Source organism: Microbacterium sp. SZ1 (assembly GCF_002362255.1).
Lineage (GTDB): Bacteria > Actinomycetota > Actinomycetes > Actinomycetales > Microbacteriaceae > Microbacterium.
On the sequence record NZ_LPVV01000034.1, the window covers coordinates 121,362 to 144,212 of the forward strand.

Consider the following 22,851-nt stretch of genomic DNA (forward strand, 5'->3'; position numbering starts at 1 on the left):
GAGAGCAACAGATGGAAGGACGAGAGATGACCGACATCCTGCCCAGCTACGTGCAGGGCGCGTGGTGGACACCCGCCGATGCGACCAGCGCCACCGAGGTGCGCGACGCATCGACCGGTGAGGTCGTCACCCGCGTCTCGACCGAGGGACTCGATCTCGGTGCTGCGCTCGCCTACGCGCGGAGCACCGGCCAGGACTTCCTCGGCGAGCTCACCTTCCACCAGCGCGCCGTGCGCCTCAAGCAGCTCGCCCTGGCCCTCACCGAGCGCAAGTCCGAGCTGTACGAGATCTCCAGCCGCACCGGCGCGACGACGCAGGACTCCTGGGTCGACATCGACGGCGGCATCGGCGTGCTCTTCGCCTACTCCAGCAAGGGTCGCCGTGAGCTGCCCAACGCGAAGGTCTACGTCGACGGACCGGTCGAGAACCTCTCCCGCGACGGCTCGTTCATCGGCCGACACATCTACACGCGCCTCCGCGGAGCGGCCGTGCAGATCAACGCCTTCAACTTCCCCGTCTGGGGCTCGCTGGAGAAGTTCGCGCCCGCCTTCCTCGCCGGGGTCCCCACGATCGTGAAGCCCGCGACGCCGACCGGGTACCTCACCGAGGCCATGGTGCGCATCATGGTCGAGTCGGGCCTGCTCCCCGAAGGCTCGCTGCAGCTCGTATCCGGCAGCGTCCCGACCCTGTTCGACGAGCTGCGGCTCGGCGACCTCGTCGCCTTCACGGGGTCCGCGTCGACCGCCGAGCGTCTGCGCGCACACGACGCCGTGCAGACCGGCGGCGTGCGGTTCACGAGCGAGACCGACTCGATCAACGCCTCGGTCCTCGGAACGGATGCCGTCGGCGGCACCCCCGAGTTCGACGCCTACGTGCGCCAGCTCGTCGCCGAGATGACCAGCAAGGCCGGGCAGAAGTGCACCGCGATCCGGCGGGCGATCGTCCCGACGGGTCTTGTCGACGACGTGATCGGGGCCGTCCGTACCCGCCTCGCGGAGCGTGTGGTGGTCGGGGACCCTCGGGCCGAGGGCGTCACGATGGGGCCACTGGCCTCGACCGAGCAGCGCGACGAGGTGCTGCGCCAGGTGGAGCGTCTGCGCGCCGGCGGCGGCGAGCTCGTCGTCGGATCCACCGAGGCGCCGACCGTGCGCCTCGCCGACGGCAGCGAGGGAACGGCTCCCGACGGGGCCTTCGTCGCACCGCTGCTGCTGCGCTTCTCGGATGCCGAGAGCGCGGCCGTGAACGAGATCGAGGCGTTCGGGCCGGTGTCGAGCATCATCGGGTACGACTCGCTCGACGAGGCCAGTGCGCTGGTCGCGCGTGGCGGTGGCTCGCTCGTCACCAGCGTCGCCACACACGATCCCGAGGTGGCCGTCGCGCTGGCATCGGGCATCGCCGCGTACAACGGCCGCGTCCTGTTCCTCGACCGCGACGACGCCCGCAGCTCGACCGGTCACGGATCGCCGCTGCCGAACCTCGTGCACGGCGGGCCCGGTCGCGCCGGCGGCGGCGAGGAGCTTGGCGGCGTCCGCGCCGTGCTGCACCACATGCAGCGCACAGCGGTGCAGGGGTCGCCGGCGATGATGACCGCGCTGACCGGGGTCTGGCACCAGGGCGCGGCCGCGCGTCCATACCAGGACAGCGACGGCGTGCACCCGTTCCGCAAGTCGTTGGCCGAGCTGCACATCGGCGACCAGGTCGCCAGCGGCTCCCGCACCGTGACGCTCGACGACATCGAGACGTTCGCCGCATTCACCGGCGACACCTTCTACGCGCACATGGACGAGGCGTCCGCCGCCGCCAACCCGTTCTTCCCCGGACGAGTGGCCCACGGATACCTGCTGGTCTCATGGGCGGCCGGCCTGTTCGTCGACCCGGCGCCCGGTCCCGTTCTCGCCAACTCCGGGCTCGAGAACCTGCGGTTCGTGACCCCGGTCTCTCCCGGCGACGAGATCCGCGTGGAGCTCACGGCCAAGCAGATCACCCCGCGCGAGACCGACGAGTACGGCGAGGTGCGGTGGGATGCCGTGCTGAAGAACCAGAACGACGAGATCGTCGCGACGTACGACGTGCTCACCCTCGTCGCGAAGGAGCGCGAGGCGGCGTAGCGGCGGCTGGTGCTGGTGCCCCCGCCAGGTCAGCGCCTGCGCAGCCCGTCGAGCGCGATCGCGACGACGTCGTCCGCCAGCCGGTCGGCGCCCTCTCGCCCACCGGGGCGGTACCACTCGACGATCGAGTTGATCATGCCGAACGTCAGTCGCGCGGCCACGCTGGCATCGATGTCGTCTCGGAGGGCGCCCTCGTTCTGCGCCGCCGACACGAGCGCCGTGATGCGGCGGTCGAACGTGCGCCGACGCGAGAGCGCCGTGCGCTCGACCTCCGTGTTGCCGCGAACACGCAGCAGCAGCGTCACGGCGGGAAGCTGATCGACGAGCACGTGCACGGCGCCCCGGAGCACCCGCTCCAGCCGTTCGGCCGCTCCCCCACCGGCATCCGACGGCTGATCCTCCACGACCGCCTCGAGGCTGCTCAACGCGGAGTCGAGCGCCCGATCGAGGATCTCGTCCTTCGAGCCGAAGTGGTGGTAGATCGCCGACTTCGACAGCCCCAGCCGCTCGGCGAGCATGCCGATCGAGGTCGCGTCGTACCCGTACTCGTTGAACGCCGCCACGGCGACCGCGAGGATCCCCTGCTGGTCGTAACCGGGGCGACCGCGTCGCGCACTCTGCATCTCAGACATCAGAACACAGTGTGGCAGGTCGAGAGGGTGGCAGGCGGAGAGGTCACCGCAGGTCGTAGACGCGCTTGTACTTGCCCTCGCTCCGCGGCAGGACTCCCGGCTCTTCGAGTCGCACGGCGACCGTCGACCCGATGAACACCTTGATGCGCTGAGCGAGCACCTCCGCGGCGCTCCGGCAGACCTCGACCGACAGGTCGGGGTGCCGCTCGATGCGCACCGTGAGAGCATCCATCCGCCCGTCCTTGCTGAGCTCGAGGATGAAGTGCGGTGTGAGCTGTTCGATGCCGAGCACGAGCTCCTCGATCTGAGTGGGGAACAGATTCACGCCCCGCACGATGATCATGTCGTCGTTGCGCCCGGTGACCTTCTCCATGCGCCGCATCCCGGGGCGCGCGGTGCCGGGGAGCAGCCGCGTGAGGTCTCGCGTGCGGTACCGGATGACCGGGAAGGCTTCCTTGGTGAGAGACGTGAAGACGAGCTCGCCGAGCTCGCCGTCGGGCAGTGCGGCACCCGTCTCGGCGTCGATGACCTCTGGCAGGAAGTGGTCCTCCCACAGGTGCGGCCCGTCTTTGCCGTCGAGGCACTCGCTCCCGACCCCCGGGCCCATGACCTCGCTCAGGCCGTAGATGTCGAGCGCGTCGATGTCGAGCCGCTGCTCCAGCTCGCGCCGCATCTCGTTCGTCCACGGCTCCGCGCCCAGCACGGCCACCTTCAACGAAGTCGACCGCGGGTCGATGCCCTGCGCCACCATCGCGTCGGCGATCGTGAGCAGGTAGCTCGGCGTGCAGAGGATCGCATCGGGCTCGAAGTCGCGGATCAGCTGCAGCTGGCGAGCGGTCTGACCGCCGGAGACGGGGATCACGGTGGCGCCGAGCGCCTCGATTCCCGCATGAGCGCCGAGACCGCCCGTGAAGAGTCCGTACCCGTAGGCGTTGTGCACCTGCATGCCAGGGCGGATACCCGCCGCGCGCAGGGATCGCGCCACCAGGGTGCCCCATCGTTCGAGATCGCCCCTCGTGTAGCCGACGACCGTCGGGCGTCCCGTCGTCCCGCTGGACGCGTGGATGCGGGCGACGTCGGTCATCGGCACCGCGAACATCCCGAACGGGTAGGTCTCGCGCAGATCGGCCTTCGTCGTGAACGGCAGCCGCTCGACGTCGGCGAGCGTGCCGATGTCGTCGGGGTGCACACCGGCCTCATCGAATTTGCGGGTGTAGAGCGGCACGTTCGCGTACGCGTGTCGGACGGTCTGCTGCAGCCGGACGAGCTGGAGGGCTTCGATCTCCTCGCGACTCATTCGCTCTTCGGGATCGAGGGAATCGAGGCTCGGCGGCTGAACGCGTGAGGTGCGCACGTGCGGAGATGCGGTGGAGGGTTCGGTCGTCGTCGACATGAGTGCTCCAGAGGGGATCGAAAGGGTGAGGTCAGAGTGGCGCGACCGGGTCAGAGGGTCTGCGAGGTGGTGCGTGAACGCCCGCGGAACTCGGCGACGACGTCACCGATCTCGTCGACGACGGTCACGTCGTAGATGCCGGAGCGCCCGGATCGGGCGCGTCTCACGGCGGTCGCGGTCAGGGTCTGACCGGCCGTCGTCGGCTTGAGGAAGGCGATGTCGGCGCCGGCCGCGACCGTCACCCGGTCGTCCTCATTGCAGGCGATCGCGAAGGCCGTGTCGGCGAGGGCGAACACGAAACCGCCGTGCGTGATGCGGAACCCGTTGGTCATGTCGTCGCGCACCGGCATCGACACGACGGCGTGGCCCGGGTCGTCGCGCTCGACGACGAGACCGAGGGATGCCGATGCGCGGTCGCGCTGCATCATCGCGCGGTTCGGGGGCAGGGCGGGGTCCGAGGCGAATTCGTTCTCGCCCATCGTTCGCGTCGCCGCATCTGCCATGCCGACCTCCTCGTCGAGTCGGGTGCCCGCTGACGGGGTATCCGACCCGACCATACTAACTGAACGATCGGTTAGTAAAGAGGATGACGAGGAGAAAGGTCAGAGCGGATCAGCCCTCGGGGATCGGCGCGAGGGTCGCATCGGTGACCGTCACGCCGCTGATGACGGCCTCCGGATCGTCGAAGTCCCGATCGGCGCGGACGTCGATGACGCGACCGTCGCGAGTGGCCCACCGGTAGAAGTACTCCTCAGATGAGGAGACCTCGACGAAGGTGCCCTCGGGGAGGGCGGCCACGGCGTCGGCCAGCGGTGCACCGATTCGCACTCCTTCGACCGAAGGCAGTGCGGACCCGTTCGGCTGCTCATCCCCCGCGAGATTCGCGATACCTGCCGTGATGCTCTCGAGAAGCCCGTCCTCTGTGAAATGCAGCACCAGCGACGCATCGCCACCCGCGGAGCGCAGTCGCACGTAACCCCCATATCCCATCTCTTCGGCCGTTGCGCCGGGGACGGCTGCGAGCACGACATCTCTCGTGTCGCCGAGACGCAGCGGCCCCACCGTGGCCGAAGTGAAAGTCCACTCGCTCCACGGCGTGCTCGGGTCGGCGGCATCGGGAGCCGGCTCCTCCTGAGGAGGCTCCTCGGTGAGCTTCTCGATCAGGGACTGACGCGCATCCACGGCGCGGTCGCGCAGCAGAAGAGCAGCTGCTTCCGCATCGAACCCCTCTTCCTCCGGAGAGGGCTGCCAGAGATGGACGAGAACGTTCCCCACGGAGGCGAACACATGGTGGGCGGTCCAGGGATTGCCCGCGAAATCCGCCGAGAACGAGCCGGCGAAGGCGCGGACGCCGTCCGACTCGGGGGCGACGATCGCATCGAAGGTGCCGGGTCCCGCAGCGTCGAATTGAGCGCACTCTTCGACCGTCGACAGCAGTCTGCTCATCATCGCCTCAGCCTGCGCCTCCGAGGGGTATTGGAGCATCTGTTGAGCTCCGGTGCTCGTTCCCTCGTCGACCCCCTCCCAGGGAACGACGCGAGCCCCGACGCTCCACAGCGATGGCTCGACCATCAGCCAGGAGCAGACCGCCGGGGTGAACTCCGGCCCTCCCCCATCCGAGAACTGGAGCAGGCGGTCGGTGACGGCGCTCGTCGATGGAGCGCCCGGGAAGACACCGGCGATCTCATCGGCCGTCAGGGCGAAGGACGAGAGCTCGTCCGCGACGAAGTTCAGTGGACCGTCGTACGGAACGGGCGCAGACGGAGACGCAGAGGGGGCCGTCGTGGCACTGGGCTCGGGCTCCGGTGCGCACGCCGAGATCAGCGCGAGCGCCACCACCGTCACACAGGCGAGCGCGCCTCTCGTGACGCCTCGCCGTCGGATTCCATCCCTCATGTCGACCCTCCGATGATCTGCGAGCGCCGGTGCGCGGCGCTTCCCCTGCGGTCACCCTATCGACGCCGCGGCGCGCAACCGGGACACGGGAGCAAGGAGACATGGAACCGTTACGCGTCGCATGCCGTCGATGGCATACGCGTTCTGGGATGGGATCTAGGGAGTCACGGCACGGGCAGCGTCTGCACGCGCCGCATCTGCGCTGAGCGCCGCACGAGCGGCGTCGGCGGCGCGGCGACAGTCCTCGCGCGTCGTCGATGCCAGAGCTGCGGCCACCCGCCCGAGCGCGCGCGGCGTCATAGACAGCGACGTGACGCCGAGACCCACGAGCACTGGGGCGAGAGACGGATCTCCCGCCGCCTCTCCGCAGACGCCCACAGGCTTTCCCGCCGCGCCTCCCGCCTCTCCCACCGCGTGAATGAGTCGCAGCACGGCCGGCTGCCACGGATCGTTCAGGTCGCCCAGCTCGCCGAGCAGACGATCGGCCGCCATCGTGTATTGAGTGAGGTCGTTCGTGCCGATGCTGACGAAGTCCACGACATCGAACAGCTCGGCCGCGAGCAGCGCCGCCGCGGGAGTCTCGATCATCACGCCCACGCGATCGAGGCCCGCAGCCCGACAGCGATCGGCGAACAGGCGGGCCTCGTCGACGGTCGCCACCATCGGCGCCATCACCTCGACCTGCGCCGCCTCCTGCTCGGCTGAGGCCGCGAGCGCTCGCAGCTGGTCGTCGAGCAGCTGCAACGAGCGCCGCGCGAGTCGCACTCCCCGCACACCGAGCGCAGGATTCTCCTCGGGCTGCGGGTCGGTGAACGGCAGAGGCTTGTCGCTGCCGGCGTCCAGCGTGCGCACGACGACCCGGCGACCGGCGAACGGCGCGAGCACGGCACCGTACGCGGCGACCTGCTCCTCGATGCTCGGCGCGTCGGCGCGATCGAGGAAGGAGAACTCGGTGCGGAAGAGTCCGATGCCCTCGGCACGCGCCTCGGCGGCGGTCTTCGCGTCGGCGGCGCCACCCACGTTCGCGAGGAGCGCGACGCTCTCACCGTCGGCAAGCGCGCCGCGCCCGTCGAAAGGCACGATCTCGGATGCCGCACGCGCCGCCTCGATCGCCTCGGCGGACGGCTCCACCTCGACCGTCCCTCGGTCCCCATCGACGAGAACGACGGAATCGGTCGGGATATCGGTCGCCCCCGCCACGGCGACCACCGCGGGCAGTCCGAGCGACCGAGCGATGATGGCCGTGTGCGAGGTCGGTCCGCCCTCCTCTGTGACGAGTGCCACGCAGTTGCCGCCCGCGAGAGAGGCGGTGTCCGCGGGAGCGAGGTCGCGGGCGACGAGCACGAAGGGCTCATCGCGCTCGGGCACCCCCGGCAGATCGACCTGGAGGATCTCGGCGATGATCCGATCGCGCACATCGATCACGTCGGCGACGCGCTCCGCCATCCGACCGCCGAGAGCGGCGAGCGTGCGCGCATGGGCGCCACCGACCTCCCAGACCGCGCGCGCCGCCGTGCGGCCCTTCGCCTGCACGAGGGCCGTGGCCTCGGCGACCAGCTCAGGGTCGGACGCCAAGAGCCGCGAGGTGTCGAGGATCGCCCGCGATTCACCGCTCGCCTTCTCGGCGCGGCGTCGCAGCTGGTCGGCCACGGCGACGGCGGCCCACTCGATCGTCGAGACCTCCGCTGCCCGATCGGCCGGATCGACGGCCACGGCGGGATCGGGTTCGACGAGCGGCGATCCGAGGAGGACCACCTGCGCGGAGACGAGTCCCGGGCTCACACCGCGGCCCCGCAGCACTGTGCCGGGAAGGACCCGCGCGGATGTCGAGTCGGACACCGAGGTGACGGAGGCGGAGGACGCGGTGGCGGAGACGGCGGAATCAAGGGGCGTCGACACCCGCGGCTCGGCGGACACGGATGCGGACGGCGCGTCCTCGCCGAACCCCTCGTCGAAAAGCGCGGCGATGCGCTCGAGGGCTGCCTCGGCGTCCGGGCCGCTCGCGATGAGCTCCACGTCGTCCCCCTGTCGCGCGTCCAGCACGAGCAGACGCGACAGACTCGCGGCCGACGCCTCGGGTCCGTCGGGCAGTCTGCGCACCCGGACGACCGCTCCGGCGGAGGCCTCGGCGATCAGTGCCGCCGGACGCGCGTGGATGCCGAGCGGGTTGCGCACCCGGACGGTGCGGGTGAGCACGGAGCCGCCGGAGTCCACGGCCGGCGCCCCGTCGTCCGTTCCCGGGTCCGGTGCGTGCTCCTCCCCCAATTGCCCCGCTTTCGCGGCGAGCGCTCCCGAGGCCTCCGCGGCGACGGCGTCCAGCGCCCCGCCGGCCGAGGCCGACACCACCGCGGCGAGCAGACCCTCGACGAAGGGCGCAGGGACCAAGCGCACCGGAACGTCGCTCGCGCGCAGCTCCAGCGCGAGCTCTGCGCTCAGCACGGCCGATCCGAGATCCATCACCACGAGCACGCCGTCGCAGTCGTCTGCGAGCTCGTCGATCGCCGACGCCACGGCGACGGCATCGGTGCCGAGCACCGGCGCGCCGTCGGCATCCCTCCCCGCGCCCGCAGCGACGCGCACCTGCGCCCCGCCGGACGGGACCATCTGCAGGGCGAGTTCGAGTGCCGCCTCCCCGAGCCGAGCGCTGTGGGAGACGGCGACGACGCCGATCATCAGGACGAGCCGGCGATCGCGTCGGCGAGCGTCTCGAAGAGCAGCGTCACGGATGCCGCGCCCGGATCGAGGTGCCCGGCGCTCCGCTCCCCCAGATAGCTCGCGCGGCCCTTCCGGGCGACGAGCGGTGTGGTGGAATCACGGCCGGCCGCCGCTGCCTTCGCCGCGGCGCGCGTCGCGTCGGCGATGCCTGCGGCGCGCGCGACGCCGGCATCCAGAGCATCCACCGCCGGTGCCATCGCGTCGAACAGGGTCTTGTCCCCCGCCTCGGCCTTGCCCCGCGCGACGATCCCGTCGAGCCCCGCGCGCAGCGCTGCGGCGAGGGCCGCGGCATCCAGCTCCGTGACGGCCCCGGCCGTCATGCCCATGCGCAGGAACAGCGTGCCGTAAAGCGGTCCACTCGCTCCGCCGACCGAGCTGACGAGCGTCATCCCGACGCTCTTGAGCAGTTCGTCCATCGTGGCGGGCGAGGCGGGTCCGAGCTTCTCGACGACCGCCGCCATGCCGCGGCTCATGTTCGCGCCGTGGTCGGCGTCGCCGATCGCCGAGTCGAGCTCGGTGAGCCAGTCGCGCTTCTCGGTCACGGCGTCGCGGAATCGCGTGATCCAGTCGACGACGGTCGCGGTGCCGATCGTCTCCGCCATCGCGTCACACCCCCCAGCGCAGGCCGGGGGTGTTCACGGGGGCGTCCCAGAGCCTCAGGATCTCGTCGTCCGCGGCGAGCACGGTGACCGAGCAGCCGGCCATGTCGAGCGAGGTGATGTAGTTGCCGACGAGGTTGCGTGCGATCCGGATCCCGGCCTTCTCCAGCAGCGCCGCGACCTCCCCGTACATGAGGTAGAGCTCGATCTGCGGCGTCGCACCCATGCCGTTGAGCATGACGATCGCGGGACCTGTGCGATCGAGGTCGGCAAGGATCGGTTCGACCAGCTGCCGCGCGATCTCGGATGCCGGGGCGAGCGGTTCGCGGTGCCTGCCTGGCTCGCCGTGGATGCCGATACCGATCTCCATCTGGTCCTCGGGCAGGTCGAAGGTCGGCTTGCCTGCAGCGGGCACCGTGCAGCTCGTCAGGGCCATGCCCATCGAGCGGCCCTGGCCGTTGATGCGCTGCGCGAGCGCGACGACCGACGCGAGGTCCTGTCCCTCCTCGGCCGCAGCACCGACCAGCTTCTCGAGCAGGACCGTGAGTCCGACGCCCCGGCGACCGGCGGTGTAGAGCGAATCCTGCACCGCGACGTCGTCGTCGACGACCACGGTGCCGACCTCGATGCCCTCCATGGACGCGAGCTCGGCCGCCATCTCGAAGTTCAGCACGTCACCGGTGTAGTTCTTCACGATGTGCAGCACCCCTGCACCTCGGTCGACCGCTTTCGTCGCCGCCTGCACCCGGTCAGGCGTCGGGGAGGTGAAGATCTCGCCCGCGACGGCCGCGTCGAGCATCCCCTCGCCGACGAATCCGCCGTGGAGCGGCTCGTGACCCGATCCGCCACCGGAGACCACCGCGACCTTGCCCTGGGCCTTGGGCGTCGCGCGCGTGATGACGTGCGTCTCGAGATCGACGGCGAGCTCCGGATGCGCGAGGGCCACCCCCCTGAGCGATTCGACGAGCACGTCCTCCGGCGCGTTGATGAGCTTCTTCATGCTGGATCTCCATTGATCTCGACCGCACGGCTCCCCGAAAAATCGGAAAGGAATTCGTCAATGTCGAATATGCTCGGGCAGAGTCCTGATGTCAAGGGAGAGAGGACGGTTCCGTGATCCAGGCGATAGATCGCGCGGCGAAGGTGCTCGAGCTGCTGCAGGGCGCCCGCCACCTCGGGATCAGCGACCTCGCCGCCGCGCTCGATCTGCCGCCGTCGACCGTGCACGGCATCGTCAAGTCACTGCGCCAGCACGGACTCGTCGCCAAAGAGCGCGGGGGCCAGCGCTACATGCTCGGCCCCACCCTGCTGCGCCTCAGCAACGTCTACCTCGACACGCTCGACGTGCGCGCCAGGGCCATGCGCTGGACCCAGGAACTCGCGCGCCGGACGGAGCTGCCGGTGCGGCTCGGCGCTCCGCACTTCCACGAGGTGCTCGTGATCCACCACGAGCTGCGGCCTGACGACAGCAGACAGATGCTGGAGACGGGCGTCGCCATCCCGGCCCACGCCTCGGCGATGGGCAAGGTGCTGCTCGCGTGGGATCTCGGGTTCCAGCGCACGGTGTTCGAGAGACCGCTGCACAGTCTGACCGGAGACACGATCACCGACGTCGCGCGTCTCACCCTCGACTTCCCGGCCACCCTCGAACGCGGAACGGCGGCCGAGTCCGACGAGGCCGTTCTCGGAGAGTCCTCGATCGCGGCACCGGTCGCCGACGCCTCGAACCAGATCGTCGCCGCCGTCGCCGTCGTCATCCCCACCTCGCAGGGGCCCGCGACGGACGGGGTCCTCGATGCCTTGCGCGAGGCCGCGCGCAACATCTCTCGCGAACTCGGCGCCACGAGCTGGCCTCCGAGGGTGGCGCCCGACGAGGATTAGGGTCCTCCTGACGCGCAGGCGCGCGACGGAGCGGAGACGTCAGCCGCGCAGCGCCAGTGCGAAGGGCAGCGCGGACACACGGCCAGAACCCGCGCGTCCCGTCAACCGCGCAGCGCCAGCGCGAAGGGCAGCGCGGAACACACGACCAGAACCCGCGCGTCCCGTCAACCGCGCAGCGCCAGTGCGAAGGGCAGCACCGCGGTCGCACCGGCACGGCGGAGCTCGCGGGCCGCGACAGTCATCGTCCATCGGCTGTCGACGAGATCGTCGACGAGCAGCACCGGACCGGACGACACCTCCAGATGGTCGGCGCAGAGCCTGTCCCAGAGTCCCGCGAGCCGGAACACGCTGTTCCCTCCGGCCTGGCCGCTCGGCCCGCCACCGACGGGTGAGAGCGCGCCGAGATAGGGCAACCGCCCCACCTCGGCCAGACCGCGGGCGAGAGAGTCGACGAGGAGAGGATGCGAGCGCGACGGCATGGCCACCACGGCGACCGGCCGCTCGGCCCACTCCCAGCGCGCGAGCACGCGAATGCAGGCGTCGAGCACCTGCGATGTGACCGCGGCATCGGGGGCACCCGCAGCGAACATCTGGCGGAGCGTGCCACCCCACCCGAGGTCCGTCAGACGAGCGAGCGCGCGACCCTCGTCTGCCTGCTGCTCGGCGGCGATCCGCCCCCGCACGGGAACGTCGAGCCGGTCGGCGCCGGTCGGCCAGGCGCGGCGAGGTTCGATCGGCACACCGACCCGGTCGAGCGACTCGGCCGCCTGCGCTCCGGCCCGCGTCGCGATCTCCTGCGGGAACCACACTCCCGCGCAGTTGTCGCACCGCCCGCAGGGCGCCGCCGTGTCGTCGTCGAGCGCACGCTGCAGGAACTCCATGCGGCATCCGTCGGTCTGCTCGTAGTCGAGCATGTGCTGCTGCTCGGCGACGCGCTCCGCGGCGATCCGTTCATAGCGCGCGGCGTCGTACGTCCACGGCTCGCCGGTCGCGATCCAGCCGCCCTGCACTTTCTGCACCGCGCCGTCGACGTCGAGCACCTTGAGCAGCAGCTCCAGCGGCGTGCGGCGGATGTCGACCATCGCCTCGAGCGCCGGAGTCGAGATCGGGGCGTCGCCGAGCGCGCCGATCACTCGCTCGGCACGCTCACGATCGGGCATCGAGGCCGTCGCGAAATAGTGCCAGATGTCGCGGTCCTCGACGCCCGGCAGCAGCAGCACGTCGGCGCTGTCACTCGCTCGACCGGCGCGCCCGACCTGTTGGTAGTACGCCACCGGCGACGACGGCGCTCCGAGATGCACGACGAAGCCGAGGTCAGGCTTGTCGAACCCCATTCCCAGGGCGCTCGTGGCGACGAGCGCCTTCACCTCGTTGCGCTTCAGCATCCCCTCGGATTCCTCACGCTCCTCGGCATCCGTCTGCCCTGTGTAGGCCCGCACGTCATGCCCGTGATCGCGCAGCAGCCGCGCGGTGTCGACCGCTGCCGACACCGTGAGTGTGTAGATGATGCCCGAGCCGGGGAGGTCGTCGAGATGGCTGAGCAGCCACGCCAGCCGACTCGCCGAGTCACGCAGCCGCAGCACGCCGAGACGCAGCGAGGTGCGGGCGAGCGGCCCTCGGATCGTCAGGACCGGTTCGGAGGAGGGAGAATCCTGTGTCAGACTGCCGAGCTGCTCGGCCACGTCGGCCACGACCCGGCTGTTCGCTGTGGCCGTGGTTGCGAGCACCGGCACTCCGGGCGGCATCTGCGCGATGAGGTCGCGTAGGCGCCGGTAGTCGGGACGGAAGTCATGCCCCCAGTCGCTGATGCAGTGCGCCTCGTCGACCACCAGCATGCCGATGCGCCGCACGAGGGCCGGCAGCTGCTGCTCGCGGAAGGACGGATTGTTCAGCCGCTCAGGTGACACCAGCAGGACGTCGACCTCGTCGCGGTCGAGCTGAGCGAGCACGTCGCTCCACTCGTGCGCGTTGGTGGAGTTGATCGCGACCGCCCGCACCCCCGCCCGCTCCGCCGCGGCGATCTGATCGCGCATCAGGGCGAGCAGCGGCGACACCAGAACCGTCGGCCCGGCGCCTTGCCGACGCAGCAGCGACGTGGCGACGAAGTACACCGCCGACTTGCCCCACCCCGTGCGCTGCACGACGAGCGCCCGTCGTCGGCCTCCGACCAGCGCCTCGATCGCCTCGAACTGCCCCTCGTGGAAGTCGGCGTCGGAACGGCCGACCAGCTCGCGGAGGGCGGAGAGCGCCTGCTCGCGGAGGGCGGAGCGCGCCTGGTCTCGGATGCCGTCGGTCGTCGCGGTCGGATGCGCGGTCTCGGCGGAGGAAGTCATGTCTCCACTCTGCCGGAGGCGTCGGACATCCGCGCCCCGCCCATCCACAGCCTCCCTGCGCGGGCCCCGACGAGCCCGACGCTGTCCAGCGCCGGTAGCGTGAGGTCATGATCTCCCGGGAACTCGCCGTCCGCCTCCGAGACGCCGGGCTGGGCTGGCACCCCGCCGAGGGCGACCGCTTCCAGCTCGACCTCCCCGAGGAGATCGAGCTCGAGGCCGAGGCCGACGTCTTCACCGTGAGCGCGATGACGATCGAGGCGCGGCAGACGCCGAGCGGCACGGACCTCGCTTTCAACGGCACCACCGAGTGGGCGCTTGACGCCGTGACACTGGCCGACGCCGTCTGGCTGCCGCGCGAGGATCAGCTCCGCGACCTGCTTCGAGGAACCTTCCGGGCGCTGGTGCGCCTCGAGGACTCGTTCCGCGTCGACGTGGAGATCGGCGGCGAGACGCTCTCGTTCGAGCATCCGGAACCGTCCGAGGCGTACGGACGAGCGCTCCTCGAGCTCGTGTCGCGCTCTCGCTGACCCCCGCTCGGCGCGACGCCTTGAAGACGTCGGGCACGTGTGTCAGAATAACCTAACGATCGGTCAGTAAAGCCGATCCGCACACTGCCCCCACGGAGGAGTCGATGATGACCAGCCCCGCAGACCTCTCCCTCATCGAGGAGACGTCGGAGCAGCAGCGCCTCTTCGACGAGCTCATCGCGAACGAGCAGCGCATCGAGCCCCGCGACTGGATGCCCGACGCCTACCGCAAGACGCTCATCCGCCAGATCTCTCAGCACGCGCACTCCGAGATCATCGGCATGCAGCCGGAGGGCAATTGGATCACCCGCGCGCCGAGCCTGAAGCGCAAGGCGATCCTCATGGCGAAGGTGCAGGACGAAGCCGGCCACGGACTCTACCTTTACTCGGCCGCGCAGACGCTCGGCATCACGCGTGACGCCATGATGGATCAGCTCATCAGCGGCAAGGCGAAGTACTCGTCGATCTTCAACTACCCCACGCCGACCTGGGCCGACATGGGTGCGATCGGCTGGCTCGTCGACGGCGCAGCGATCTGCAACCAGGTGCCGCTGTGCCGGGCATCGTACGGGCCCTATGGCCGCGCGATGGTGCGCATCTGCAAGGAAGAGTCGTTCCACCAGCGCCAGGGGTTCGAGATCCTGCTCTCGCTCATGCGCGGCACCGACGAGCAGCGCCAGATGGCGCAGGATGCCGTGAACCGCTGGTACTGGCCGAGCCTGGCGATGTTCGGCCCGCCGGACGACCAGTCCCCCAACTCCGCGCAGTCCATGGCGTGGAAGATCAAGCGCTTCTCGAACGACGAACTGCGGCAGCGTTTCATCGGGATGCTGGTGCCGCAGGCTGAGATCCTCGGCGTCACGCTGCCCGACCCTGAGCTCCGGTGGAACGAAGATGCCGGACGGTACGACATGGGCGAGATCGACTGGGACGAGTTCTTCGAGGTCCTGCGCGGCAACGGCCCGTGCAACGCCGAGCGCCTCGAGCGACGCCGCACCGCCCACGAGGAGGGCGCGTGGGTGCGCGAGGCCGCCGCGGAGTACGCCCGCAAGCAGGCCGCAGCAGATCGCGCGGTGGCGTGATGGCGACCCCTGGACACGACGAGCACGAGCCCTGGGTTCCTGAGCTGGTGGAAGGGACGGTGGCGTGATGGCGACCCCTGGACACGACGAGCACGAGCCCTGGCCCCTCTGGGAGGTCTTCGTGCGAGCGAACCGCGGACTCAGCCACGTGCACGTCGGCTCGCTGCACGCACCGGACGCCGACATGGCGATCCGCAACGCCCGCGACCTCTACACGCGGCGGGGCGAGGGGGTATCGATCTGGGCGGTGCCCGCCGAGGCGATCACCACGAGCGACCCCGACGCGAAGGGCGCCTACTTCGAGAGCGCCGCTGGCAAGAACTACCGGCACGCCGTGTACTACACGGCCTCCGAGGGGGTGCCGCACCTGTGAGCGCGGAACAAGACGTCGCCCACCCGGTCGTCGACCGAGCGCGGCGAGAGGAAACGCACCATGACGTGCACGGCGACGTCCTCGTCGAAGAGCTGCGGCTGAGCGCCGAGCTCTCCGGAAGCGGCGCGGTCGCGGCATCCGCAGACGTCGCCGAGTACGCCCTCCGACTCGGCGACGACGCCCTCATCCTCTCCCAGCAGCTCGGCGCGTGGATCTCCCGTGCCCCCGAGCTCGAGGAGGACGTCGCGCTCGGCAACATCGCTCTCGACCTCCTCGGCCACGCGCGCTCCTTCCTGCATTACGCCGGCTCGTACGACGGTCGCAGCGAGGACGACCTGGCGTTCTTCCGCGACGAGGCCGAGTTCCTGTGCGCGTGGATCGTCGAGCAGCCCAACGGCGACTTCGCGCAGACCATCGCGCGCCAGTTCGTCGTCTCCACCTCCATGTTCGAGCTGTACTCGGCGCTCCGCGCCAGCAGCGATGAGACGTTCGCCGCCATCGCCGAGAAGGCGCTCAAGGAAGTGGACTACCACCGCGACCATGCCGTGCAGTGGGTGCTGCGGCTCGCCGGAGGCACCGACGAGTCGCGCCGTCGAATGATCCGCGCGATCGGCGATGTCTGGCCGTACGTCGACGAGCTTTTCCGCGACGACGACCTGATCGAGCGCCTCGGCGACATGGCCGTCCGACCCTCGAGCCTGCGCGCCGGTTTCGACGCTGTCGTCGACACCGTGTTCGCCGAAGCGCAGCTCGAGGTGCCGGCCGTCGCCGCCTCGTCCGCAGGCGGGCGCCACGGCGCCCACTCCACCCCGTTCGGACACCTGCTCGCTGAGATGCAGGTGCTCGCGCGACGGCATCCGGGAGCATCGTGGTGACCCTGCGAGGCGCGCGACCCCTCTCCCGCGACGACGCGTGGACGATCGCCGCGGGTGTCGCCGATCCCGAGGTCCCGGTGCTGACGATCGAGGACCTCGGCGTGCTGAGGGCGGTCGAGCTCGACGGCGAGACGGTGCGGGTCGACATCACGCCGACGTACAGCGGCTGTCCGGCCATGGACACGATCCGCGACGACGTCATCCTCGCGCTCACCGCGGCAGGGGCCGCCCGCGTCGACGTCCGACTCGTCCTCTCCCCCGCGTGGACCACCGACTGGATGTCGGATGCCGGCAAGCAGAAGCTCGAGCGCTACGGCATCGCCCCGCCTTCCGGGCGCGCGGCGGTCTCCTCGGGCCCGATCCGCCTCGCGATCAGCGTGCGCTGCCCGCGCTGCGGATCGCTCGATACCCGCGAGGTCTCCCGCTTCGGATCGACCTCGTGCAAGTCGCTCTACGAATGCCGCGCCTGCCTCGAGCCGTTCGACCACTTCAAGGTGCACTGATGGGCGGGGGGCTCTGATGGGACTGTTCACGACACGCGCCGCTCCGACCGCTGCGCCGCCGACCCCGGCATCCGCGGGGCAGCGCCCTGCTCGACGGCGCGCCACGTTCCATACGCTCGCGGTCGAGAGCGTCCGCCCGCTCACCGACGATGCCGTCGAGGTGACCTTCACGGTCCCCGCGGCGCTGGCCGACGACTACGACCACCTGCCGGGGCAGTACGTGGCGTTGCGGACGACCCTCGACGGCCTCGAGGTGCGACGCTCGTACTCGCTGTGCCGGGCACCCGAGCACCGGACTCCCGAGCAGGTGGCCGCCGACATGCCGACACGGCTGAGCGTCGCGGTGAAGCGGGACGAGGGCGGTCTGTTCTCCACCTGGGCGCAGACCGGACTGCATCCGGGATTCGAGATCGACGTGATGAGCCCGCAGGGCACCTTCACCTCGGGGCTCGACGACCTCGACCATCGGCACGTGGTCGGCATCGCCGCCGGGTCCGGCATCACCCCGCTCATGGCGCTCGCGCACACGGTGCTCGGCCGGTCGGACACGGCACGGTTCACTCTGCTGTACACGAACCGCGCGACCGTCGACGTGATGTTCCTGGAGGACCTCGCCGACCTCAAGGACCGCTATCCGACGCGGCTGACGCTGCATCACGTGCTCTCGCGCGAGCAGCGCACGGCACCGGTACTCTCCGGACGACTCGACGAGGAGCGGCTGCGCACGATCCTCTCCTCGCTCATCGATCCGACCGACGTCGACGAGTGGTTCCTGTGCGGCCCGCTCGCGCTCGTCGACCTATGCCGTGAGGTGCTCGCCGACGTGGGAGTCGAGAAGGAGCACGTCCGGTTCGAGCTGTTCACGACCGGCGACGAGCCCGTCCGCGCCGCGCGGCCGGTCGAGGTGCGCGACGGCGAGAAGACGGTGCGCATCGAGGTCACGCTCGACGGCGTGTCGTCGACGGTGGAGAGCCCGGTCGACGCGCACGAGTCCGTCCTGAACGCGGCGCTGCGCGTGCGCCCCGACGCGCCATTCGCCTGTGCGGGCGGTGTGTGCGGGACGTGCAGGGCGCGCGTGCTCGAGGGCAGCGTCACGATGACCGAGAACTATGCTCTGGAGCCCGACGAGCTCGAACGCGGATACGTGCTGACCTGCCAGTCCCACCCCACCAGCGACCGCGTCGTGGTCGACTACGACGTCTGAGGAGTTCCGATGATCGATCTCGCGATCGCCGACGGTGTCGCCACGATCGTCCTGAACGCGCCGTCGAAGCTCAACGCGCTCGACGAGCAGGCGCTGCACGACCTGGGGCGCGCCTACGACGACGCCGAACGGGCCGGGGTTCGCGCCCTGGTCCTGCGCGGTGAAGGGCGGGCTTTCTGCGCCGGGCGAGACATCTCGGGCGTCGACCCGCGCGACGATGACGTGATCGGCTACCTCGGCGGCCTCGTCACGCCGCTGCTGCAGCGCATGTCGAGGTTCCCCGCCCCGACCTTCGCGGTCGCGCACGGCGCGTGCCTCGGCGTCGGCCTCGGACTTCTCATCGCGACCGATGTCGTGTACGTCGGCGAGTCGGCGAAGATCGGGTCGCCCTTCGCCGCGCTGGGGGCGACGCTCGACTCCGGCGGGCACGCGCTCTTCGTCGACCGCCTCGGAGCGCACCGCACCCTCGACCTGATCTACACGGGCGGGCTCATGAGCGGAGCGGAAGCGGTCGGCGCGGGACTGTTCTCGCGCGTATTCCCCGACGACGAGGTCGTGCAGGCCGCGACGGATGCCGCAGCCGCAGCCGCCCGCGGCGCCACCGCCGCGTTCCTCGCGAGCAAGCAGCTCGTCGCCCGCATCCGCGACGAGCGCCTGGCGCTGTGGGAGTCGGTCGAGGTCGAGAACGCCGCGCAGGCCGCCCTCTGCGACACCGACGACTACCGCGAGGGCTTCGCGGCCTTCCAGGAGAAGCGCCGCCCGGAGTTCCGGGGGCGCTGACGACGCGGACATCGGCGCGCAAGGGCCTGGGCGAATGTCCGACCTCGATGCCAGACTGCGGGGATGAAGCTCGCTGACGTCGTCACCACCGCCGAGACGGTGACGTCGACCTCCTCCCGTCTCGCGAAGATCGACGCCCTCGCGACCCTCCTCTCGACGGCGGATGCAGAGGAGCTGCCCGTCCTCGTCGGGTTGCTGCTCGCCGCGCCCCGCCAAGGCAGGCTCGGCGTCGGATGGCGCGGGCTGTCGGCGCTCGACGCGACACACGCCGCGGCCCCGGAACTGTCTCTGTCCGACGTCGACGTCGCGCTCGACGAGCTGGCGGCGTCGTCCGGGTCAGGGTCCGCCGCGGCTCGCACCGGCCTCCTCACCGACCTCGCGTCGCGCGCGACGGCGACCGAGTGGGATTTCCTCTCCCGTTCGATGCTCGGCGAACTGCGCACGGGCGCCCTTGCCGGGGTGCTGCTCGACGCCGTGGCGAGAGCGTCCGATCGCCCGGCCGATGTCGTGCGGCGCGCGGCGATGCTCTCGGGAGACCTCGGCGAGACGGCCGTGGTGGCGCTCACCGGCACCGAGGAGGAGCTCGACGCGATCGGACTCGCCGTCGGACGCCCCGTGCTGCCCATGCTCGCGGGCACGGCCGCGACCCCGACCGCTGCTCTGGAGATCACCGGCGAGGCGTCGGTCGAATACAAGCTCGACGGCGCGCGGATCCAGGTGCACCGCCGCGGCGACGACGTCAGCGTCTATACGCGCAGTCTGGCCGACGTGACGCACCGGGTTCCGGAGCTGGTCGAGATCGTCCGCGGCCTGCCCGTCGACGACGTCATCCTCGACGGCGAGACGCTGTCGCTCGATGAAGACGGCGGCCCCCGGCCTTTCCAGGAGACCATGTCGCGCTTCGGCGCCGACGCAGCCCGCGAGCTCGCGCTGCGCCCCTGGTTCTTCGATGTGCTGCACGTCGACGGCCGCGACCTCATCGACGAGCCCTTGTCGGTGCGGCTCGCCGAGCTCGAGCGGGTGGCGGCTGACTGGCGGATGCCGGGCATCGTCACCGCCGACCCCGAGGCCGCCGAGCAGCTGTCACGCGACGCCCTCGCCGCCGGTCACGAAGGGGTGCTCGTCAAGGGCATCGACTCGACGTACACCGCCGGTCGACGCGGCAAGGCCTGGGTCAAGGTCAAGCCCGTCCTGACCTACGACCTCGTCGTCCTCGGTGCCGAATGGGGATCGGGACGCCGTCAGGGGTGGCTGTCGAACCTGCACCTCGGCGCCCGCGATGCCGACGGGGAGTTCGGCGAACCCGGAGGGTTCGTGATGGTGGGCAAGACGTTCAAAGGCCTCACCGACGAACTGCTGCGGTGGCAGACCGAGCAGTTCCCCGCGCACGAGACCCGCCGCACGCAGGGCACCGTCTTCCTCGATCCGCATTTCGTGGTCGAGATCGCGATCGACGGCGTCCAGCGCTCGCCTCGCTATCCGGGCGGGATCGCCCTGCGATTCGCGCGTGTGAAGAGCTACCGCGCCGACAAGACCCCGGCGGAGGCCGACACGATCCAGACGCTGCGGGGTCTCCGGCGGGGCTGAGAGTCGCGCACGAGCAGGGTCAGGCCGTCGGGGGCAGCCCCAGGTCCTCCTCGCGAACCGTGCCCTGGAACGACCACGGGAAGTTGATCCACAGATCCGTGTCCTTCCAGGCGTAGTCCGGCTGGATGATCGTCGACGGCTTGGTGTAGATGGTGACCGACCGCACGTCGGCGCCCTTGTCCTCGAGCAGCTGGACCGCGAGCGCAAGCGTGCGACCCGAGTCGGCGACGTCGTCGACGAGCAGCACGCGTCGGCCGTCGAGGTAGTCCATGTCGAGTGCCGGCGGCAGCACCTCCGGCGCGTCCAACACCGTGCCGATCCCCGTGTAGAACTCGACGTTGATCGCCCCGCAGTTCTTCGCACCGAGTCCATACGCGATGGCGCCGGCCGGAAGCAGCCCGCCGCGGGCGATCGCCACCACGACCTCCGGTTCGAAGCCGCTCTCCAGGATCGATCGCGCGAGATCCCGCGTCGCCGAACCGAAACCATCCCAGGTGAGCGTCTCGCGCTCGATCGAAGCATCCGTCACCGACTCATTCTCCCCCACCCGTGCTTCCGGTCCGCACTAGAATCGAGGAGTCCGGCTCGACGCCGGTGCCTGAAAAAGAGGCACGAAGCCCCTCGCGACGACGCGGCGGCGAGACACATACGGAACGCATCTCTCCGTCACTGTCTCGAAAGGCCTTCGCATGCCCACCGTGTCCGCGCACGTCGCCCTCACCCTCGCCCAGCACATCGACGCCGTCTTCGGAGTCATGGGCAACGGCAACGCCTACTTCCTCGACGCCCTCGAGACCCAGACGGATGCCGTGTTCACCGCCGTCCGCCACGAGCAGGGCGCCGTGGTCGCCGCCGACGCCCACTTCCGCGCCTCCGGACGCATCGCCGCCGGCACGTCGACGTACGGCGCCGGTTTCACGAACACCCTCACCGCCCTGGCCGAGGCGGTGCAGGCGCACGTGCCCCTCGTCCTGGTGGTCGGCGACGAGCCCACCTCCGGCCCCCGACCGTGGGACGTCGACCAGATCGCCCTCGCCTCCGCCGTCGGCGCTCGCACCTACACGGTCGGACGAGCGGATGCCGCGGCCACCACCGTCATCGCGATCGAGCACGCCCTGACCTATCGGGTGCCCGTCGTGCTCGCGATCCCCTATGACGTCGCGTCTCTGGAAGCGGGCCCCCTCCCCGCAGCGCCGGAGCCCCGCATCCCTGCCCCGCTCACCCCGCGCGGGGCGTTCGCCGACGGCATGCTCGACGACATCGCGGAGGCTCTTCGGGGCGCCGAACGTCCGTTCCTGCTCGCGGGACGCGGCGCCTGGCTCGCCGACGCGGGCGCGGCACTGGGCGAGCTCGCCGACCTGACCGGTGCGCTCACCGCCTCGTCGGCGCTCGGTCGCGGAGTCTTCCCCGCGGCGGAGTTCGACCTCGGCGTCACGGGCGGTTTCGGAGCGGACGGGGCCATGCAACTCGTGCGCTCCGCCGATGTCGCTGTCGTGTTCGGCGCGTCCCTCAACCAGTTCACGATGCGCTTCGGCGAGCTGTTCGCACCCGGCACCCGGGTCTTCCAGATCGACACGGCTCCCGCAGCGACCCACCCGCACGTGGGCGGGTTCGTGCGCGCCGACGCCCGGCTCGCGGCAGAAGCACTCGTGAATCGACTGCGCGCCGCATCTCCGAAGGAGAACGCGACAGCTGGCCCGTGGCGCGAGACGGTCGACGTGATGACGGCGCGCGCGTATGAGGCCGGCGACGACCTCGCGCCCGACGGCCGGCTCGACCCGCGTTCGGCGGCTCGACGCATAGCCGAGCTCCTGCCGGACGACCGCGTCGTCGTCTCCGACGGCGGACACTTCATCGGCTGGGCGAACATGTACTGGCCCGTCGCGGCCCCGGACCGCATGATGATGGTCGGGACCGCCTTCCAATCGATCGGCCAGGGGTGGCCCAGCGTCGTCGGGGCTGCTCTCGCCCGGCGAGACTCCACGATCGTCCTCACGTCCGGCGACGGCGGAGGGCTCATGGCGATCGCCGACCTCGAATCCGCGGTGCGGGCGGCCGCAGGCCGCGGCATGGCCGTGATCTGGAACGACGCCGCCTATGGCGCCGAGGTGAACCTCTACGGCCTCAAGGGCCTCGCCGAGGGACCGATGCGCATCCCCGAGGTCGACTTCGCCGCGTTCGGCGCCGCAGTCGGCGCCGAGGGCGTCGTCGTGCGCACACTCGCCGACCTGGAGCGCCTGAGCAGTTGGGCGGCTGAGCCGCCGGCCGAGCGTCGCTTCCTCCTCCTCGACCTGCGGATCTCGGGCGACGTGATCGCTCCGTACCAGCAGGAGATCATCCGCGTGAACTCCTGAGGCGCGCAC

Annotated in this window: 20 protein-coding genes; 11 read left to right on the forward strand and 9 right to left on the reverse strand. The window is 70.5% G+C overall.

The features are described 5' to 3' along the window. The first annotated feature begins 26 nt into the window (after window positions 1-26). Window positions 27-2,108: a phenylacetic acid degradation bifunctional protein PaaZ gene (gene paaZ / locus AUC47_RS11370; RefSeq protein ID WP_096715357.1), complete on the forward strand. Its 2,082-nt coding sequence runs from the start codon at window positions 27-29 to the stop codon at window positions 2,106-2,108. A gap of 29 nt (window positions 2,109-2,137) precedes the next feature. Here paaZ and AUC47_RS11375 read toward each other — a convergent pair whose 3' ends face one another. The 7 genes from AUC47_RS11375 to dhaK form a co-directional block, all read right to left on the reverse strand. Beyond that, entirely contained in the window at window positions 2,138-2,740 is a 603-nt protein-coding gene (locus AUC47_RS11375) for a TetR/AcrR family transcriptional regulator (protein ID WP_096715295.1), read from the reverse strand. A gap of 43 nt (window positions 2,741-2,783) precedes the next feature. Then, window positions 2,784-4,133 carry a phenylacetate--CoA ligase PaaK gene (gene paaK, locus AUC47_RS11380; protein ID WP_096715296.1) on the reverse strand — a complete coding sequence of 450 codons (1,350 nt, stop codon included), beginning with the start codon at window positions 4,131-4,133 and terminating at the stop codon, window positions 2,784-2,786. A 50-nt stretch (window positions 4,134-4,183) separates the two neighbouring features. Continuing rightward, complete coding sequence (gene paaI / locus AUC47_RS11385) at window positions 4,184-4,612, reverse strand: hydroxyphenylacetyl-CoA thioesterase PaaI (RefSeq protein ID WP_096715358.1); 429 nt, start codon at window positions 4,610-4,612, stop codon at window positions 4,184-4,186. A gap of 133 nt (window positions 4,613-4,745) precedes the next feature. Further along, window positions 4,746-6,029 (reverse strand): sensor domain-containing protein, encoded by a 1,284-nt coding sequence (locus AUC47_RS11390; protein ID WP_143740732.1) that lies wholly within the window; start codon window positions 6,027-6,029, stop codon window positions 4,746-4,748. A 156-nt stretch (window positions 6,030-6,185) separates the two neighbouring features. After that, window positions 6,186-8,702 carry a phosphoenolpyruvate--protein phosphotransferase gene (ptsP, locus tag AUC47_RS11395; protein WP_096715298.1) on the reverse strand — a complete coding sequence of 839 codons (2,517 nt, stop codon included), beginning with the start codon at window positions 8,700-8,702 and terminating at the stop codon, window positions 6,186-6,188. Continuing rightward, on the reverse strand, window positions 8,702-9,346 hold the full coding sequence (dhaL, locus tag AUC47_RS11400; protein WP_096715299.1) for a dihydroxyacetone kinase subunit DhaL: 645 nt from the start codon (window positions 9,344-9,346) through the stop codon (window positions 8,702-8,704). Before dhaL ends, ptsP begins: the two co-directional genes overlap by 1 nt. 4 nt (window positions 9,347-9,350) lie before the next feature. Beyond that, entirely contained in the window at window positions 9,351-10,343 is a 993-nt protein-coding gene (gene dhaK / locus AUC47_RS11405; RefSeq protein WP_096715300.1) for a dihydroxyacetone kinase subunit DhaK, read from the reverse strand. 113 nt (window positions 10,344-10,456) lie between these two features. Between dhaK and AUC47_RS11410 the strand changes: the two genes are divergently transcribed. Then, on the forward strand, window positions 10,457-11,224 hold the full coding sequence (locus tag AUC47_RS11410; protein ID WP_096715301.1) for an IclR family transcriptional regulator: 768 nt from the start codon (window positions 10,457-10,459) through the stop codon (window positions 11,222-11,224). Between the two features lie 164 nt (window positions 11,225-11,388). Here the strand turns inward: AUC47_RS11410 and AUC47_RS11415 are convergent, their stop codons facing one another. After that, window positions 11,389-13,557, reverse strand: coding sequence for a RecQ family ATP-dependent DNA helicase (locus AUC47_RS11415; protein WP_096715302.1), 2,169 nt, complete (start codon window positions 13,555-13,557; stop codon window positions 11,389-11,391). A 107-nt stretch (window positions 13,558-13,664) separates the two neighbouring features. Here AUC47_RS11415 and AUC47_RS11420 point away from each other — a divergent pair, with 107 nt between their 5' ends. From AUC47_RS11420 to AUC47_RS11455, 8 genes are all read left to right on the forward strand, one after another. Further along, window positions 13,665-14,084: a pilus assembly protein CpaE gene (locus AUC47_RS11420; protein WP_096715303.1), complete on the forward strand. Its 420-nt coding sequence runs from the start codon at window positions 13,665-13,667 to the stop codon at window positions 14,082-14,084. A gap of 107 nt (window positions 14,085-14,191) precedes the next feature. Then, the gene (gene paaA, locus AUC47_RS11425; protein WP_096715359.1) at window positions 14,192-15,166 is read left to right on the forward strand and encodes a 1,2-phenylacetyl-CoA epoxidase subunit PaaA; all 975 of its coding nucleotides are present in this window, start codon (window positions 14,192-14,194) and stop codon (window positions 15,164-15,166) included. 67 nt (window positions 15,167-15,233) lie between these two features. Beyond that, window positions 15,234-15,539 (forward strand): 1,2-phenylacetyl-CoA epoxidase subunit PaaB, encoded by a 306-nt coding sequence (gene paaB / locus AUC47_RS11430; protein ID WP_096715304.1) that lies wholly within the window; start codon window positions 15,234-15,236, stop codon window positions 15,537-15,539. 92 nt (window positions 15,540-15,631) lie between these two features. Then, the gene (gene paaC / locus AUC47_RS11435) at window positions 15,632-16,414 is read left to right on the forward strand and encodes a 1,2-phenylacetyl-CoA epoxidase subunit PaaC (protein ID WP_256999555.1); all 783 of its coding nucleotides are present in this window, start codon (window positions 15,632-15,634) and stop codon (window positions 16,412-16,414) included. After that, window positions 16,411-16,917: a 1,2-phenylacetyl-CoA epoxidase subunit PaaD gene (paaD, locus tag AUC47_RS11440; RefSeq protein ID WP_179297598.1), complete on the forward strand. Its 507-nt coding sequence runs from the start codon at window positions 16,411-16,413 to the stop codon at window positions 16,915-16,917. The genes paaC and paaD overlap by 4 nt, the downstream gene beginning before the upstream one ends. A 16-nt stretch (window positions 16,918-16,933) precedes the next feature. Continuing rightward, complete coding sequence (paaE, locus tag AUC47_RS11445; RefSeq protein WP_256999549.1) at window positions 16,934-18,121, forward strand: 1,2-phenylacetyl-CoA epoxidase subunit PaaE; 1,188 nt, start codon at window positions 16,934-16,936, stop codon at window positions 18,119-18,121. 9 nt (window positions 18,122-18,130) lie between these two features. Further along, complete coding sequence (locus AUC47_RS11450; protein WP_096715306.1) at window positions 18,131-18,901, forward strand: enoyl-CoA hydratase/isomerase family protein; 771 nt, start codon at window positions 18,131-18,133, stop codon at window positions 18,899-18,901. A 63-nt stretch (window positions 18,902-18,964) separates the two neighbouring features. Continuing rightward, complete coding sequence (locus AUC47_RS11455) at window positions 18,965-20,488, forward strand: ATP-dependent DNA ligase (protein ID WP_096715307.1); 1,524 nt, start codon at window positions 18,965-18,967, stop codon at window positions 20,486-20,488. A 19-nt stretch (window positions 20,489-20,507) separates the two neighbouring features. Here AUC47_RS11455 and AUC47_RS11460 read toward each other — a convergent pair whose 3' ends face one another. Beyond that, on the reverse strand, window positions 20,508-21,017 hold the full coding sequence (locus AUC47_RS11460; RefSeq protein WP_096715362.1) for a phosphoribosyltransferase: 510 nt from the start codon (window positions 21,015-21,017) through the stop codon (window positions 20,508-20,510). Between the two features lie 160 nt (window positions 21,018-21,177). Between AUC47_RS11460 and AUC47_RS11465 the strand changes: the two genes are divergently transcribed. Beyond that, complete coding sequence (locus tag AUC47_RS11465; protein ID WP_096715308.1) at window positions 21,178-22,842, forward strand: thiamine pyrophosphate-binding protein; 1,665 nt, start codon at window positions 21,178-21,180, stop codon at window positions 22,840-22,842. Window positions 22,843-22,851 lie beyond the last annotated feature (9 nt).